This is a genomic window from Streptococcus halitosis (genome assembly GCF_003143695.2).
In the GTDB taxonomy this organism is placed as follows: Bacteria; Bacillota; Bacilli; order Lactobacillales; family Streptococcaceae; genus Streptococcus; species Streptococcus halitosis.
On sequence record NZ_QEMY02000001.1, the window covers coordinates 478,311 to 495,679 of the forward strand.

Consider the following 17,369-nt stretch of genomic DNA (forward strand, 5'->3'; position numbering starts at 1 on the left):
CTTCTGATTATAGTTTTATTTCTTGCTTAGGATTTCAAGGGTTTCGAGCAAGTTATCTGCGTGAACTTCAATTGTGTCACCAGTCGCCTTGATCTTGACTTCTACGATGCCATCGGCTGCTTTCTTCCCAACAGTGATACGGATTGGCAGACCAATCAAGTCGCTATCGCTAAACTTCACTCCGACACGTTCGTTACGGTCATCTGTCAAGACTTCGTAACCAGCGTCTATCAAGTTGGCTTCCAATTTTTCTGTCAAGGCTTGCGCTTCTTCATCTTTAACATTGACAGTAATCAAATGCACATCAAATGGTGCCAATTCTTTAGGGAAGTTAACTCCCCAAGCGTAACGGAATTCACCTTTAGGCGTTTTATTGACAAAGAGGCGAGCGTGTTGTTCCATAACTGCTGAAAGAAGACGGCTAACACCGATACCGTAACATCCCATGATGATTGGCACAGCACGGCCATTTTCGTCCAAAACATCTGCGCCCATACTTGCTGAGTAGCGAGTTCCGAGTTTGAAAATATGACCGATCTCAATACCACGGGCGAAGTTTAAGACACCTTGTCCGTCTGGGGAAATTTCACCCTCACGAACTTCGCGGATATCTACATATTCTGCAGTAAAGTCACGACCTGGATTCACACCCGTCAAGTGGTAGCCATCTTCGTTAGCCCCCACAACAGCATTGCGAACATCTTGCACCTTACGGTCTGCAATGATTTTCACATTTTCTGGCAAACCAACTGGGCCAAGCGAACCAAAGCCAGCTGAGATAACATTTGCTACTTCTTCCTCGCTCGCAACATCAAAGAAATCTGCACCCAAGTGGTTCTTCAACTTGACTTCATTGAGTTGGTCATTTCCAACTAGAAGGGCTGCAACAAGCTCACCATCTGCCATGTAGAAGAGGGTTTTGATTGTTTGTTCTTCTGGGACATTTAGGAAGGCTGCGACTTCGTCAATAGATTTAACACCTGGTGTTTCCACGCGAGTTACTTCTTCTTCCGCAACGACACGGTTGCTTGGTTTGTACTCGTTTGTTGCCATTTCTAAGTTAGCTGCATAGCTAGACTCACTTGAGTAGGCAATGGTGTCTTCACCAGAAACCATCCATTTGAGCAATTCTGTCTTGATTTCTTCTTGCACTTCTGCAGGAATTTCATCAAATGAGGCAACTGACTTGTCCAAGACAACCCAGCGGTCAAGGTCTGTACGGGCTGGTGTGATGGCCATAAATTCTTGGCTATCCTTACCACCCATGGCGCCACCATCACCGATGATGGCCTTGAAGTCCAAACCACTACGAGTGAAGATACGTTCATAGGCTGCCTTGTACTCATCATAAGTCGCATCCAAACTATCGTAATTAGCATGGAAACTATAGCCGTCTTTCATGATAAATTCACGCGTACGGAGAAGTCCGTTACGTGGACGTTTTTCATCACGGTACTTCGGTTGGATTTGATAAAGGTTGAGTGGCAATTGCTTGTAAGACTTGACAGAGTCACGAACAATAGCTGTAAAAGTTTCTTCGTGTGTCGGACCTAGGATAAAGTCTGACTTTTCACGGTTTTTCAGTTTATAAAGGTCTTCACCATAGGTTTCATAACGACCTGATTCACGCCAAAGATCGGCACTGAGAAGGGCAGGAGCCAACATCTCCACCGCACCAATCTTATCAAACTCTTGGCGCATGATATTCTTAGCCTTTTCAATCACACGGTTAGCGAGTGGTAGGTAAGAATAAACACCGGCAGAAACTTGACGAACATAACCAGCACGCAACATAAGGGCGTGGCTGATAACTTGAGCATCGCTTGGCATTTCGCGAAGCGTTGGGATTAGCATTTTACTTTGTTTCATAATATTCCTCGATTATCTAAAAGAAGAGTCGCATAATGTCATTCCAGGTCACAGCTAGCATCAAGACAACCATGATAACTACACCAGCCATGGTGACATAGGTTTCAATTTCTTGTTTAAGGGGTTTCCGGCGGATAGCCTCTAGGATATTGAGCACAATCTTTCCACCATCCAAAGTCGGGATCGGAATCAAGTTAAAAATTCCAATATTGATGGAAATCATGGCTAGGAAGTAGAGGACATTCTCAAGACCATTTTTAGCAGCATCGCTACTTGCCTTAAAAATGGCAACGGGACCACCGAGTTTGTTCAAATCTGGATGGAAAATCAAGTTTTTCAGAGCCGAAAGGATACGGAGCCCCGAGTCAGCAGCAGTCGTAAATCCACCAACAAACATGGATAGAAAGTCTGACTTGATCCCCGGTTGAACACCTAAAATATAACGTCCTTGATTTTCTTCTGGCGTTACCGTGACTTGTTTTTCGCTACCATTTTCAGAAATGGTCACATCCAAGGTCGGGGCTGTCTTGTCCTTGGTATCTGCTTCCACAGCCTGGGTCAAGTCTTGCCAATTCTTAACCTCATGCGAGCCGACCTTGGTAATTTGAGCGGTCTCAGCTAAACCTACCTTAGCCAAAGCTCCCTCTGGCATGACATGAAAGAGATTGGTCTGAGTATCTCTAACACCGCCTTGCAAAAAGATCAAGATCCAAAAAACAACAACTCCTAAGATAAAGTTATTCATGGGACCTGCAAAGTTGGTGATGAGCTTGCCCCAGATAGAAGCATTTTGATACTGTACATCCAAAGGAGCGATGCGCACTTCGGTTCCGTCTTCTTCAACAACCGTTGCATCATGATCCACTGTAAAAGTCTTTTCTTCTTCCAGGACCAAACCCTTGATAAAGAGCTTGTCTTCAAAGTCAAACTGGGTTACCTGCATAGGAAGAGCTGTTTGATCCAGTTTCTTCCCTGAGAGGTTGATCCGTTTGACCTTACCATCATCAGCAAGTGTTAAACTGACTGGAGTTCCTGTCTTGATCTCTGTCGCATCATCACCCCAGCCTGCCATACGAACATAGCCTCCTAGAGGAAGGATTCGAATGGTATAAGCAGTGCCATCCTTACCGATATGGGAAAAAATCTTGGGCCCCATACCAATAGCAAATTCACGAACTAGAATGCCTGATTTCTTGGCAAAATAAAAATGTCCAAACTCATGCACCACCACAATAATCCCAAAAACGAGGATAAAGGTTAGCAATCCAATCATTCAATATTCCTTTCTTTAAAACAGGCCAAATAAGTGCATCATTGGAAACACAATCAGCATGCTGTCAAAGCGATCCAATACACCACCATGTCCAGGGATAAATTTTCCAGAATCCTTGACACCGAAATGGCGTTTCATGGCACTCTCAATCAAGTCACCAAACTGACCTGCCACACTGAAGAAGGCAGCAAAGAGACTCATTCTATAAATCCCATAAGGAAGAGCAACTGTACTGTCCACTAGCATGAAGATTACCGTTATCAGTACCGCACCTAGAATACCCCCGACAAATCCCTCAATACTCTTATTAGGAGAAACTCTCGGAGCCAACTTATGTTTACCAAAATTCATCCCTGTCAGGTAGGCTGCGCTATCTGTCGCCCAGACGATAAAAAGGGCCAAAAGTACCTTGTCAAAACCTGCCACCCGAGCATCTAGTAAGGCATTGAAGCCAAAACCAACATAAAAGCTCACAGCAATTGGGAAAGCGGCATCTTCAATCGTATAGTTCTTACTGAAAACGGTCGTCCCTAGCATTATGGTAATCAAAACACTGTAGGCAACCACATTCCCATCAACAGGCAAAAAAGTTAGGTAATTTTCTAAAGGAACTGTGAGAGCGAAGGTCGCAAAGAGAGTCAAAGCACCCTCAATGGTCATAGTCTTTAGTCCCTTCATGTGCAAGAGTTCATGGACGCCTAGCATCGCTAACAAGCCAATCCCTATCTGCAACAAGAGCCCTCCTGCAAACAAGACTGGAAGGAAAATCGCCAGGGCCAATACCGCAAACAATGTTCTCTTTTGTAAATCCTTGGTCATATCTTCTCCTAAACTCCTCCAAAACGGCGATTGCGATGGTTAAAAGCAGCAATAGCTTCCTGCAAGGCGGCTTCATCAAAATCAGGCCACAAGGTATCCGTAAAGTAAAGCTCACTATAGGCTGCTTGCCATGGCAAGAAATTACTTAAACGCAACTCACCACTCGTACGGATAATCAAATCAGGATCCCGCAAATCCTTTGGCAGGTGTTGCGTAAAAAGATAGTCCCCAATCATATCTTCTGTGATGTCACCAGGGTTTATTTTAGCATCTAGAACATCTTGAGCCAAGCCCTTAAGAGCCTGCGTAATTTCAGCACGACCACCATAGTTGAGCGCAAAATTGAGAATCAAGCCCGTATTGTTCTTAGTCAACTCCTCTGCTTTTTTCAAAGCTTCAAAAGTCGGCTTAGGCAAACGATCTGTCTCCCCAATCATCTGAATCTTAACGTTATTTGCGTGCAATTCAGGGACGTAGTTATCATAAAATTCGACTGGCAAGTTCATGATAAACTTGACTTCTTGATCTGGGCGTGTCCAATTTTCCGTTGAAAAGGCATAAACCGTGATGACCTTGACTCCCATCTTATTAGCTGCCTTGGTCACCTTTTGGAGGGCTTCCATCCCCGCCTTATGACCAAAAACCCGTGGTTGCATCCGTTTTTTAGCCCAACGACCATTCCCATCCATGATGATGCCAATATGAGCAGGAACCTGTGTTGGAACCTCAACTTCTACAGCTTTATCTTTCTTAAAAAATCCAAACATGTTCTTATTCCTATTCAAAAATCTATCGTTTCATTATACCATATTTCCCTATTTTCTTCTATTGCTAAGTTATTAGCTCTCCGTAAAGACAAAAAATAAGCCGCCTGATTGGGCGACTTAATTTTATAGGGAGATTATTATGAAAAAGTTTTAGGAGTTTAAGTTAAGTTCCTCTTAACTTATGAACCTAGTATACCGTCCCTAACTTAAATTTTTCTTAAGTTTTTTTAGAAAGTGAGATTTTTCCATTTTTCTTGCCAATTTTTCTTAGATAAGCGTTCTTGATAGAGCTTCATTCGGTCCTCATTCTCTAAAAAATGAGGAGTTGGGGAAACCTGAAAGTTCAAAATATCCTCTATACCATAAGGCGCAAAGAGCTCTAAAGTTGCGTCGGCATGCAAGCGGAGTCCTATAGCCGTACAACGTTCTGGATACTTACTCATAGCATCACGAGAACTCGTGTAAGGCACAGTGTGGGGACTGTGCAGATGCATATAGACCTGATTTTTTAACTCCCACTGATACTGAGGGAAATCTTCTCTCAGTTTTTTCTCTATGGATACTGTTTCCTCATAAGAAACATCTGGATCAAAGAAAATCACATCAACATCCGTCTCACGGTCAAAAGGCGATTTATCAGACAAGAGATTCCAGATGAAATTCCTGACAGAACCTGCCGCCAACCACGAGTCTTTCAGACCAAGGTCACGAATGATGGTCAGAATGGTCATCATATCTGGATTTTCTCTAAAAACCTCTAGAATATCTTGTTCATTTTTCACTGTATTCATAACCTAAATGCTCATATGCCTTAGCAGTTGCCACCCGTCCAGAACGAGTTCGCATGATGAAACCTTTCTGAATCAGGTAAGGTTCGTACATATCTTCGACTGTCTCACGCTCCTCGGCAATATTAACAGAAAGAGTTCCTAAACCGACAGGACCACCACCGTACATCTCAATCATGGTGCGAAGGATTTTTTGGTCCACATAGTCTAAGCCTTCATGGTCAACATCCAGCATGGTCAAAGCCTTATCGGTAATGACATCATCGATAACCCCATTCCCCATAATCTGGGCAAAGTCGCGCACGCGCTTGAGGAGACGATTGGCAATACGAGGAGTTCCACGACTACGTAAGGCCAGCTCAGTAGCTGCCTCATGAGTGATTTCCATCTCAAAAATATCTGCTGTCCGCTCAACAATCTCTGTCAAGTCAGCGTGAGCATAGTATTCCATATGACCTGTAATCCCAAAACGTGCCCGTAGCGGATTTGAGAGCATTCCTGCCCGTGTCGTTGCACCAATCAAGGTGAATGGTGGCAAGTCCAAATGAACACTGCGACTGCCTTCACCAGCACCAATCATGATATCAATGTAGAAGTCTTCCATGGCACTATAAAGCACCTCTTCCACCGACATGGGCAAGCGATGAATCTCGTCAATAAAGAGAACGTCTCCAGGCTCCAAATCATTCAAAATCGCTACTAGGTCACCCGCTTTTTCAATGACAGGACCTGACGTTTGCTTGAGATTGACTCCCAGTTCATTGGCAATAACAAAGGCCATGGTTGTTTTCCCGAGACCTGGAGGACCAAATAAAAGAACATGGTCCAGCGCCTCATCACGCATTTTGGCAGCCTCGATAAAGATTTGCAGCTGGTCCTTGACCTTATCCTGCCCAATATATTCACGTAAATACTGAGGACGGAGCGTACGTTCTACCAACTCCTCATCCCCCATGATTTCATTATCTAAAATTCTACTCATGGCTCTATTATATCAAAAATCCAAGCCACAAACAAAAAAGCCACCTGATTGGGTGGCCTCTTTAGGGAGATTATTATGAAAAAGAAAAGTTTAGGATTTCATTAAATAAAGGGTACTCAATGAAAATCGAAATCAGACTAGGCAGATAGACGCAAGCGTAACTATAGTTAGCTAAGTCGACTCTAACGAAGATTGATGAGATTTTCGAAGAGTATTAGGAGGTCTTTATTTAATGATTATATAATACACAAGGAGACTTAAAATTCCCTTAATTTTTAAATCAATCACTAACAATTTTCTTTAACAGCTGTTTGACCTGCAATACGTCCAAAAGTAAAGATATCCGTAAGCGAATTTCCTCCTAGACGGTTACCTGCATGGAGTCCACCTGCGACTTCTCCGGCAGCATACAAACCAGGGATAATCTGACCTTTTGCATTCAAAACGTGTGTTGAAGTATCAATCTTGAGCCCACCCATTGTATGGTGAACAGCTGGTTTTCTCGGTGTTGCGTAAAATGGCGCAACCTCACACTTAAGATCAAAGCTACCTTTATTAAATTCAGGATCAAAACCTGCATCTACATAGGAATTGTAATTCTTAATCGTTTCCACTAGAACTTGTGGATCTACACCAATCTGAACCGCCAACTCTTCTATCGTATCTGCACGATAGAGAGTACCTGCTTTGACTTGGGCATCGATTTTTTCTTGGCTAGTATTGTAGGCAGTTTCCTTGATACGTTCATCTGCGATTAGATAGAACAAGCCTCCATTATCAATCGCCGCTTGAGATAGCTTGTCTCGGCTACCGTACTCATCTACAAAGCGCTTCCCTTGAGTATTTACCATGATGAAGTTAGCTGGAGGAACTTGAAGTCCTGAGAAGAGGGCTCCTGTCACTGGATCGGATACTGGCATCATTTGACTAAAGCCCATACCCACTAGATCTGCACCTACACTTTGCCCTAAAAGAATACCATCTCCTGTTACAGCTGGTGTATTAGATGTGGCAATATCATCTGCAATTTCAGTCCAGTAGGTATTGTATTTTTGTAGCATCTTGGTATTGGCACCAAATCCTCCAGAAGCTAGAACAACAGCATCTGCATTGACAATGATGGTTTGACCGTTTCGACCTTCTGCTCTGACACCCTTGACATCCCCGTCTTTTACAAGCAATTCTTTAACTGGAGAGTCAGTCAAGATCTTGCCACCATGTTCTAGAACATATTTTTGTAGGACAGATATAAAGGCATACCCCATTGGTTGAACCGGCTTATGGCCACGACGCCAAAGGGCTCCAACTGGCATTGTCACTTCGCTACGAACAAATTCAACGCCGATGTCTTCCAACCAACGAACAGACTCTAGGGCTCGCTCAGTTAGGACAGATACTAAATCATATTGGCCATGAATTTCATTTCCTTGTAAATCTTTTCGTTTCCCACCGATATAGGTTTGGATACGATAGAGCAAGGTAGAATCGAACAAATAGCTTGGGTCCTGCAAATACTGTTCAACCTCAACTTTCAAGGCTCTAAAGTCCTCTAGATATTCTGAGTCAATCGTTGATTCATCTGTCGCAATCAATTCTTGAAGCGTATGTGCCTCACCTGGATGAGCTGCGAAGGTTCCTTGCCATGCTGGATCTGGTGCATTCATTGGACCACCTGCACGAACAGTATTTCCTCCAATTGCAGGAAATTTCTCAACAACAATTGGCTTCTTACCCGCTTGTAAGACTGCTGCAGCCGCAGCTAAACCAGCTCCTCCACCTCCGACGATGACAACGTCTGCCTGATAGGTCTTATCTTCTTTATCTAGGGCAGATGCTGCTTTTGAACGCTTGCGTAAAACATCTGGATTTGCACCAGCTTGTTTGACTGCACGCGCAACTCCATCTAAAACACCATTTGAAGTCACAGAAGCTCCTGACACCGCATCGACATTTAATGTTTGCCCCTCAATGATTTCTGCTGGAATACGGGTAAAGACGACATCTGCGATTCCTGAAGATTCTCCAGAAGAATCGATTTCAATTTTTTCAATACGGCCTTCAGAAACTGTGACATCCATCGGCAATTTACCATTATGGCCTTCAGTTGTAACATGGTAAGTCCCCGGTTCAAAGCGGACTTCTTCAGGAAGATTTAGTTGGTTTGCAACAGATACAAAGCGAAGGAAGCGATAAAAACAACTATCTAGGAAATCAACGGTTCGCTCATCAATCAAATCTCCATTATCATCAAATGCTCGATGCGCTCGACCAAGTAAAAACTCACTACCTGGCATAACTGTTGCATTTACCCCAGGAGCATCCAGAATCTGACGAAGATGAAGTTGTGCACGTGAAGAACCTTGAATATCGTAAGAAGCTCCGACAATCATTGTCGGCTTTCCGTCTAGTGGATGAATGTTAAAAGATAACCACTCGAGCAAGCTATTCAAACTTGATGGAATCGTATGATTGTGCTCGGGTGTCGAGATAATGACACCATCAGCTTCTGAAATAGCTTGATTAAACTTCTGAATAATAGGTGTATCTGTTTGATCATCTGTTTCATTGAACATTGGTACATCTGTTATCTCTAAAATCTCAATATCCGCTTTCTGAGCAAAATGTCTTTTCATAAATTGCAACAGGTTGCGATTATAGGATTTTTTTGCATTAGTCCCAACAATAGCTACTAATTTCATGGATTGTTCTCCTTTCTTGAAATACCTATGCTTTCAACCATTCTTCCCAAATGAAAGATTTCTTACGATTTGTATCTTCTGGTTTGACTAAAGCTTTTGTTAATTCAACAAAATTTTGAAACTCTGAAAAATGTTCTTCTAGTTCTGCAACCTTTTCAGGATTGTTCAAATGACACTCATCATCTAGGACTTGCTCAGAATGACCTAGAAAGAACTCCGTACCAGGCATAACTCTCGCTTTAAGCTCCGGCGCATCTAAAATCTGACGTAAATGTGCCTGCGCTCTAGATGTTCCTAGCAAGCCAAGAGAAGCACCGACAATCATAGTTGGTTTGTTAACCAAAGCACGACTGGTATAAGCAATCCACTCCAAAGCAGAGGCCAAAGGAGCTGGTATCGTGTGGTCGTACTCAGGTGTTGAAATAATCACACCATCTGCGGCAAGAATTTTTTCTGAAAAAGCTTGAACTTCAGCTGGCGCTTGCTTGTCCTCAGGTTCGTTAAATGCTGGCAATTGTTTGATTTCCAATACCTCAATGTCGGCTTTATCCGAAAAGTGCTTTTGCATAAATTTCAAGAGTTTCCGATTGGTTGAGCGATCTGAATTGGTTCCAACGATAGCAACTAGTTTCATCTTGATACCCCTTTCATTTATTTAATCTACTTTCATTATACTACTTTAGAAAATCTTGTAAATCCTTGATAATAAAGACCGTGTTATTCTATCAGATTATCGTACTTTAGTACAAGTTCGTGAAAAAATTAACAAAATATCTTCTTAAACTATTGACCAGCTTCCTTAACTATGATATAGTCTTGGTGAAAAAATATACATTTAAGGAGGATGTTTTTATGAAAGAGACATTCAATCGTTGGAGGATTTTAGTCGCGTCTACAGCCATTCTTCTTTGCACAGGTGCCGTCTATTCCTTTTCTGTTTTTGCCGGACCACTTAGCAGTTCAACAGGCTGGTCCATGTCTGATATTATGTTAGCATTTGCTATCAACTCTGCAATCGGCCCTATCCCCATGATTCTCGGAGGTTATTTAGTTGACAAAGGTTATGTAAAATGGACCATCGCCCTCGGCGCTCTCCTATTTGCTAGCGGATTTTACTTAACCGGCTATGCCAATTCACCAGCCATGCTTTATTTGACTTATGGATTAATGGCTGGGCTTGGTCAAGGTTTTGCCTATTCGGGTGCCCTCTCCAATTCACTTCGCCTCTTCCCTGATAAACGTGGCTTAGCCTCCGGAATTCTGACAGGTGGCATGGGATTTGCCGCAGTCATCGCTTCCCCAGTCGCGAGCAATCTCATTCAACAACAAGATGCCTTCTTTGCTTTTCGTACAATTGGGCTAGTCTATATAGTTGTTATCATCTGTGCAATTTTCTTTATCAAGGCAGCTCCAATTGGCTACCAACCAGCAGGCTGGAAAGCTCCAGTACAAACTAAGCAAGGATCTACTAATAAAAACTGGAAACAAATGCTACAAAGTCCTCTGTTTTACATTATCATTAGCATGTTCTTTGTTGGCGCCTTTTCTGGTTTGATGATTGCCTCTCAGGCATCACCAATCGGTCAATCAATGTTTGGACTCTCTGCAGGCACTGCAGCTCTCTATGTCTCTCTTTATTCAATCGCAAACTCTAGTGGTCGTTTTATCTGGGGATCACTTTCTGATAAAATCGGCCGTTCAAAGACCTTATTGATTATTTATTCTGTCATTGTCCTAGCTTTATTCTCCCTAACAATCGTTCCTGGTCAATTCGGGTTTACCTTAGGAATTATTGGACTTGGTATCTGCTTTGGCGGTGTTATGGGGGTCTTCCCATCTATCGTCATGGAAAATTACGGTCCTGCAAATCAAGGAGTCAACTACGGTATCGTCTTCACTGGATATTCTTTAGCAGCATTTTTCGCTCCCAAGGTCGCTGTTCAAATGGCAATGGCTAATAATGGAAATTATAGTGTAGCTTTTTATGTTGCTATCGCTTTGGCCTTCATTGGACTTATGCTTACTATTTTTTATATGAAAAAGAAAGCTTAAAACTCGAAAACTTCCTAAATAAGGAAGTTTTTTTGGTATAATAAAAGTAGTAATAGAATATTGGGAGGATTTACCATGGCAGACCGTTCACGTTTCTTACGAGATAACCCATCTGACTTCCCATATGATTTTGAAAAACAAATCTTATCCAAAACATCTCCTGACACAATCTATCATTGTCATCCTGAGCTAGAGATTATTTATGTTACAAAGGGTTCTGCCATCGTTCATATCAACTCAGAACGCTTTGAAAGTCGTGAAGGAGATATTTTTCTTATCCAACCGACCTCTCTCCATGCTATCTATTCTCACAAAGATCAAGAACTATTTTCTACCAGCTTTCGGATTCATCTAGATTATCTTGGGAGAAGTCAAATTGACAGCTTTAGCCAACGCTATATCCAACCCCTCCACTCTGGTCACTTTTGCCTCACTCCTCAAATATCACCAGGCGATAAGGCCTATGATCAAATTCAATCCTGCCTTCTTTCCCTTTTTTCTATCCTTGAAGAAAAAGGCATATACTACGATCTACTCATAAAATCTAAACTATACGAATTGCTTCATCTTCTCTTTAAGTATAGATACGTTAATCGACACTATACAGATGATACCTACCAAAAATACCAAAAACTAAAAGAAGTGATTTGCTACCTTGAACAGCACTACTCAGAAGCCATTCATATTGAGCAACTGGCTGCAACATTTGGATATAGTAAAAATCACTTTATGAGTATTTTCAAGCAACATACTGGAGCCAGTTGTATGGACTACCTGCTCCAGTTACGTCTTGAGAAATCCTGTGAGAAACTCGTCCAAACCAACCTCAGTATTCAAGAAATTGCAAGCCAGGTCGGTTTCACCAACCTTTCAAACTTCAACCGTCAATTTAAGCAGCACTATTACCTAACACCTAGACAGTATCGAAACCAACAACTAAAAAAGAAAACATAATTCTTTCTCCTTAGTCTTTTCTAAGGAGTTTTTTCAAACAAAAAAGCCACCTGATTGGGTGACTTCTTTAGGAGATTATGATGAAAAAGAAAAGTTTAGGATTTCATTAAATAAAGTTAGGAGGTCTTTATTTAATGATTATATAATACAGGAAAAGGCTTAAACTTTACTTAAGAAAAAATAATTTTTTTATCTTTTTCGATCCACCCAAATCATTCCTGTACAATCATAAGTAGATAAGGTTTCAAATCCCAGAGAACGATAGAATCCCAAGGTTTTTTCTGTCTGTTCGGTCACTAGTTGGACTTGATAGGCATCTTTGAAGTCACCTAAAGCCTCTTTCATCAAGTCGCTACCAATCCCTTGGCGCTGATAGCTAGGCAAAACGATCAAATCCTGGACAAAAATCGATGAAAAACCATCTCCGACCAAACGGACCAAGCCCACCACGGCATCGCCATCAAGTGCCAGATAAATCGCTAATGAGTGAGACAAGGCTTTCTTCAACATCTGAGGTTGATGGGTATAATTTGTCCATCCAACTGCCTGATAGAGATGCAAAACATCCTCTAGCTTGACAATTTCTTGCCTTCTAATAGTCATCATCTCAATACCTCTCAGAATTCTCTTAAGCTCTTGTACTGCCGTCCATTTTTATCAAAATTTTCAGGAGCCAGCCATGCTTCCAAACGAGCTTTGACTTGAGGCCAGTCCTTATCAATCATAGAGAGCCAATCCGTATCCCTCGTACGCCCCTTATAAACGACTGCCTGACGGAAGGTTCCTTCATAGACAAAGCCCAAACGCTCCGCAGCTCGTCTTGATGGGATATTTAGAGAATCACATTTCCATTCGTAGCGACGATAGTTAAGCTCCTCAAAAACATATCGCGCTAGGAGATACTGAGCCTCTGTCCCTATACGTGTTCCCCTGAGCTCTGGAGAAAAAGTGACGGCACCCACTTCTATTACTCGGTTATTCTGGTCAATGCGCATGAGAGAAAAAGTTCCCAAGGCCTTACCAGTTGCCTTGTCTACAATCGCATAGTAAAAGCGATCCTTACGAGCCAACATCTGATTTAAAAGGCTAACCAGTTCCTCCATATCTGCCACTGGTTCCTGAAAGAGGTAGGTCCACATCTCCCGAGGAGTACCTGGACCATAAACAGCTAATAAATCCTCCGCATGCTTTTCCACCGAAAGAGCCTCTATCCGAGCGTAGCGCCCTTCTAAGAAATCAATGGAAGGCAATTCTCCTGGAGTATAACCTTCCATTGACTCACCAATTATCTGACCATATTCATTTACTGGCATCGTTTTTCTCCTTGCTTTACGCTGAAAATACTATATCATAATTTGCTCTATATGGAAACTAGCACTCTCCTCAAACCTCATCCTCAACACTACATTAGTGATTCGTTTTCTTTCTTTTATCTTCTAAGGCCTGATTAATTCGTTGGGTGAGCTTGTGAGTTTGCCAGATCTGGTACAACCATATCAGTCCATAAATTAATAAGAAAAAGAACCAAAGCAAGGGACTCAACAAGGCTGAACCCCAGCCAAAAAATAGGTAGGTCAATACTAAAATAGTAGCTGTCGCTAACAAATGAACTCCTACACGCATACTATAAGCAAGAAACTCTAGCCTTTCAAGGATTAAGGTCAATACCCCCATAATTCCGCTCATCAAAAACAAAGCTAGAATATTTTTTGTCGTTGGTGTGGGATAGGTAATACCTGAATAAAACTGAGCCAATAACACCAAACTCAAATAAACAAAGGAGGCCGTACGCATTCCCGATACAAAATAAGCAATCAATCGCTTCATGATTTTCTCCTATAAACCTAGATAATCCATTAAGGACTTAACGTATTTCCGACTCACACTCGATTTGATACCCCGAGTCATCTTAGCCATCATGTTCCCTGAAAAGCTATCCGATAATGACTCTAGATGGTCAATGTTTATAATTGAATGACGTGATATCTGTATAAAGTTACGTCGGTTAACCCGATTCTGAAAGTTTGTCAATGTTTCCTTAGTTTTATAAATCCCATCTACCGTATAAATGGTCAACAAATTTTTATCGATATCTGCTAGAATAAGATCCTCAATTTTCACCATAACCAGATGATCATCCGTTCGAATAGGAATGACCACCTGATTAGTCGTTGAAAATTGTTCTAAATACTCCATGACCTCTCTTGCTTGGTCGGTTAACTGAGCTGCCTGAATTAAAATGTGTGGGTCTTTTTCTGAAAACTCTGTCTTCATTTCAAAACGAATCTTCATTTTCTCTCCAATACATCTTTATTTTCTCTTGCTAAACACTTTAACAAATAACATCCAAAGAAGAATAGCGACGAGACTGATAATAACCACTATAAAGTATGTTTCTTCCTTTGTCAATAGTTCTTGCCAGTTGATTTGGATTCCCATTTTTTCTTGAAATTCCTGTAACAGACTGTTATTTCCTGAAAATGCGGTCTCTAACCGCTCTTTCATCAAGACTTGTCGATAGAGAGAGGCAATATAAGTTGCAGGGGTACATTTCATGAAAAGCTGTGCAGAATCAGGTAATACTCCAATGGGGATATAAGTTCCTACTAAAAATCCAGAGGCAGTTCCCACTATCGTTGCCAGTTTGCCAAGGCTATCTACAGATTGAAAACGGTAAATCAAGAGAACATTTACCAAACTTGAAATCAGACTGCTTAATAACATAATCAAAGCGATTTCCGGTAAATGGCTGATAACTGGACTTTCTTTAAAATAAAGGCTCATAACAGCAAACATAAACACCTGCATGACAAAAGAAATGATAATACTGCTGATTAGATAGGACGCCTGTAAGCCCCAGCTACCTAAATCTGTCAAGAAGAGATCTTGATCTACTTGATTTTCACGATCCTGTACCATTTGTGTAAGAGCCGTAAAACTGGTTGTAATCCCAGTCACAGCCAAGGTCCCACCCATCAGCCAGTTGTTTAAAAGGTTCGTATTATCAGGGAGTTGAGACCAAGCATCCGTTAAGTTCTTCTGCAAAAAAATGATATAAAGGAGGAAGGAAATCAATGCCCCCAATAATGAGAAAAATACTCCCGAACGATTACGAAAATATAAGATAAAATTCCGTTTCAATAAAGCTAACATTAGCGAACCTCTCTTCCTGTAAGTGCAATAAAGGCATCATCCATAGTACCCGGACGAAACTCAAAAGAATCAATTTCTTCTCGAACTTTTGTCAAATATTCAATGGCCTCCTGTGACGTCCTTGGATAAAAAAGATATTCCATCTCATTTTCTTCCTCGACTGTCATTCCAGTCTGTAGCAATTTTTCTAGATCCTTCATTTCCTTAAAACGAATTTTTAGAATATTAGATGCATACTGACTTTTAATAGCAGTCGCAGAACCTTGCGCAATCACTTTCCCATGATCAACGATATAGATCTGATCCGCTTCATCTGCTTCATCCAGATAATGAGTCGTTAAGATAATAGTCATCCCTTCATCCTTTTGTAGTCGATACAGTAGATCCCAGATGGATTTGCGAGTTTGAATATCAAGACCTGTCGTTGGTTCATCCAAGAAAAGAATATCTGGTCGCGAAAGAAGAGCACGCGCAATATCAACCCGACGTTTTTGCCCACCTGACAAAGTCCCATATAGTTGTTTCTGGAAAGCAGTCAAACTCAATTGATGAATCAAATCATCCACACGACTTGCCGCAATCTCCTTATACTGTTGAGCACGAATCGTGAGATTTTCCCTAACCGTCAACATCTCATCCAGTACACTAGCTTGAAAAACAACTCCGATTTTCGTATTTGGCGCATATCGAATCTGACCTTGTGTCGGCTTTTTCAAACCGATTAACATGGAAATGGTGGTTGATTTCCCTGCACCATTGGGTCCCAAAATAGCATTGAAACTTCCTTTTTCAAACTCTAACTGAATATCATCGACAGCCATATGATTACCGTACCGTTTAGTCAAATGTTTAGCTTGTAAAATCATATTTTCCCCTCCTCTTTACCTCACTAGTTTAACAAAAAGAATGAAAGAAAAATCGACTTTTGAGATAAGCAGTTAAAATGAAAGGCCAAGTGGTAAAATAATGGGGGTTAAATTAAAGTAGAGCAGACTGCAACCGTTTTTCTCCTATCGAATCACTAGAGGAAGTTTAAAATCACTTACAACCACACATTATATTTTTAAACATGTGCTATAAAAGAGGTGTTTTATAGCATCCGGCAGAAAAATCCAAGAGTCAATAGTATTGTTCTCGCTAAACCAAACAATAAAAAATGAATCAGAAATCATAGCACACACTCCCTTCTAGTAAAATGAAAATGCTGAATGGGGCAGGATTAAATTTGAAGTAAGCAAGTATGGTCCTGAATTTGAAACTGCCATTAACGATAAGTCTATCTATTAGGAAAGAAATCTTCAATACAAGCAAAAACAGCTCTTGTTATCCAAGAAGAGCTGTTCTATTTTATGAAAGAGAGAGTCACTAGTGACCCTTGTGCTTCTCTCTACGTTTTTGATGTTTGCGTTCAAATTTCTCTTGCTTGAGCAATTGCTTTTGGAGACTGGACTGTTGTTTTGAATGCTTTTTTCGTTCCTCGTACTGCAACTGTAAAAGCTCTTGTGACTTAGAAGAAACTTTCTGCTTCACCTGTTTCTTTACAGCTCGCTGCAGACGCTTCGGATTCTTAATCTTCACATGCTGTTTAACTGTCGCCTCTGGACTAAAAGATAACCGAGCAAACTGAGTCTGTAAAAGTCTCAAAATTTCATCCTCTTTTGGTTCCTGACCAAATGTCACACGACAAACTTGATAAGTTCCCTCATACTCTTGTTCAAACAATCCATGCCAAAATCCATCTTTAAAATAAACTGTCAAGCCAATTGAAACGATTTCCACGACAGCACCTCCTTAAATCTATCCCTAAGAATGGACAACCAAGGAGGAAGGTTACTGATAGGCTTGCCTACGTCTGGACTACCAACCAGAACTGTGTTTTTATCTTAGTTGGGACTATTATAGCATAATCCAATTTAAAAATCCTCCAGATTCTACTCTGAAGGATTCCTATCTTATTTCACAACGATATTAACGAGTTTGGTTGGCTTCAATAGTCCAGTGGACTATTGAAGG

The 17,369-nt window shown here is 41.3% G+C and carries 17 protein-coding genes; 2 read left to right on the top strand and 15 right to left on the bottom strand.

Annotated features, from left to right (window positions below; genetic code table 11):
* Positions 1-15: 15 nt before the first annotated feature.
* From DB729_RS02345 to DB729_RS02380, 8 genes are all read right to left on the bottom strand, one after another.
* A complete protein-coding gene (locus DB729_RS02345) occupies positions 16-1,869 on the bottom strand; it encodes a proline--tRNA ligase (RefSeq protein WP_109289613.1) in 1,854 nt (617 codons plus the stop codon).
* A 16-nt stretch (positions 1,870-1,885) separates the two neighbouring features.
* Entirely contained in the window at positions 1,886-3,142 is a 1,257-nt protein-coding gene (rseP, locus tag DB729_RS02350) for an RIP metalloprotease RseP (protein WP_109289612.1), read from the bottom strand.
* 15 nt (positions 3,143-3,157) lie between these two features.
* Positions 3,158-3,961 carry a phosphatidate cytidylyltransferase gene (locus DB729_RS02355; RefSeq protein ID WP_000159119.1) on the bottom strand — a complete coding sequence of 268 codons (804 nt, stop codon included), beginning with the start codon at positions 3,959-3,961 and terminating at the stop codon, positions 3,158-3,160.
* 8 nt (positions 3,962-3,969) lie between these two features.
* Positions 3,970-4,728, bottom strand: a complete 759-nt coding sequence (locus DB729_RS02360) for an isoprenyl transferase (protein ID WP_000466705.1) — start codon at positions 4,726-4,728, stop codon at positions 3,970-3,972.
* Positions 4,729-4,955: 227 nt separating this feature from the next.
* A complete protein-coding gene (locus tag DB729_RS02365) occupies positions 4,956-5,519 on the bottom strand; it encodes a nucleotidyltransferase family protein (RefSeq protein ID WP_109289611.1) in 564 nt (187 codons plus the stop codon).
* On the bottom strand, positions 5,500-6,498 hold the full coding sequence (gene ruvB, locus DB729_RS02370) for a Holliday junction branch migration DNA helicase RuvB (protein WP_109289610.1): 999 nt from the start codon (positions 6,496-6,498) through the stop codon (positions 5,500-5,502). Before ruvB ends, DB729_RS02365 begins: the two co-directional genes overlap by 20 nt.
* Positions 6,499-6,785: 287 nt before the next feature.
* Positions 6,786-9,197 (bottom strand): flavocytochrome c, encoded by a 2,412-nt coding sequence (locus DB729_RS02375; RefSeq protein ID WP_109289609.1) that lies wholly within the window; start codon positions 9,195-9,197, stop codon positions 6,786-6,788.
* Positions 9,198-9,222: 25 nt separating this feature from the next.
* Positions 9,223-9,831: an NADPH-dependent FMN reductase gene (locus tag DB729_RS02380; protein WP_000779601.1), complete on the bottom strand. Its 609-nt coding sequence runs from the start codon at positions 9,829-9,831 to the stop codon at positions 9,223-9,225.
* A gap of 218 nt (positions 9,832-10,049) precedes the next feature.
* Between DB729_RS02380 and DB729_RS02385 the strand changes: the two genes are divergently transcribed.
* Together DB729_RS02385 and DB729_RS02390 are read left to right on the top strand one after the other, a co-directional pair.
* Entirely contained in the window at positions 10,050-11,249 is a 1,200-nt protein-coding gene (locus DB729_RS02385) for an L-lactate MFS transporter (RefSeq protein ID WP_109289608.1), read from the top strand.
* Between the two features lie 75 nt (positions 11,250-11,324).
* Entirely contained in the window at positions 11,325-12,203 is an 879-nt protein-coding gene (locus DB729_RS02390) for an AraC family transcriptional regulator (RefSeq protein ID WP_070569312.1), read from the top strand.
* Positions 12,204-12,392: 189 nt separating this feature from the next.
* Here DB729_RS02390 and DB729_RS02395 read toward each other — a convergent pair whose 3' ends face one another.
* The 7 genes from DB729_RS02395 to DB729_RS02425 form a co-directional block, all read right to left on the bottom strand.
* Entirely contained in the window at positions 12,393-12,809 is a 417-nt protein-coding gene (locus tag DB729_RS02395; protein ID WP_057488806.1) for a GNAT family N-acetyltransferase, read from the bottom strand.
* An 11-nt stretch (positions 12,810-12,820) separates the two neighbouring features.
* A complete protein-coding gene (locus DB729_RS02400; RefSeq protein ID WP_033605849.1) occupies positions 12,821-13,516 on the bottom strand; it encodes a GNAT family N-acetyltransferase in 696 nt (231 codons plus the stop codon).
* 94 nt (positions 13,517-13,610) lie between these two features.
* The gene (locus DB729_RS02405) at positions 13,611-14,030 is read right to left on the bottom strand and encodes a DUF3021 domain-containing protein (RefSeq protein WP_000825488.1); all 420 of its coding nucleotides are present in this window, start codon (positions 14,028-14,030) and stop codon (positions 13,611-13,613) included.
* Positions 14,031-14,039: 9 nt separating this feature from the next.
* Positions 14,040-14,495: a LytTR family DNA-binding domain-containing protein gene (locus DB729_RS02410; RefSeq protein ID WP_000701940.1), complete on the bottom strand. Its 456-nt coding sequence runs from the start codon at positions 14,493-14,495 to the stop codon at positions 14,040-14,042.
* A gap of 18 nt (positions 14,496-14,513) precedes the next feature.
* Complete coding sequence (locus tag DB729_RS02415; RefSeq protein WP_061418345.1) at positions 14,514-15,356, bottom strand: ABC transporter permease; 843 nt, start codon at positions 15,354-15,356, stop codon at positions 14,514-14,516.
* Positions 15,356-16,222 (bottom strand): ABC transporter ATP-binding protein, encoded by an 867-nt coding sequence (locus DB729_RS02420; RefSeq protein ID WP_109289607.1) that lies wholly within the window; start codon positions 16,220-16,222, stop codon positions 15,356-15,358. The genes DB729_RS02415 and DB729_RS02420 overlap by 1 nt, the downstream gene beginning before the upstream one ends.
* Before the next feature lie 499 nt (positions 16,223-16,721).
* A complete protein-coding gene (locus tag DB729_RS02425; protein ID WP_109289606.1) occupies positions 16,722-17,135 on the bottom strand; it encodes a YjdF family protein in 414 nt (137 codons plus the stop codon).
* Positions 17,136-17,369 lie beyond the last annotated feature (234 nt).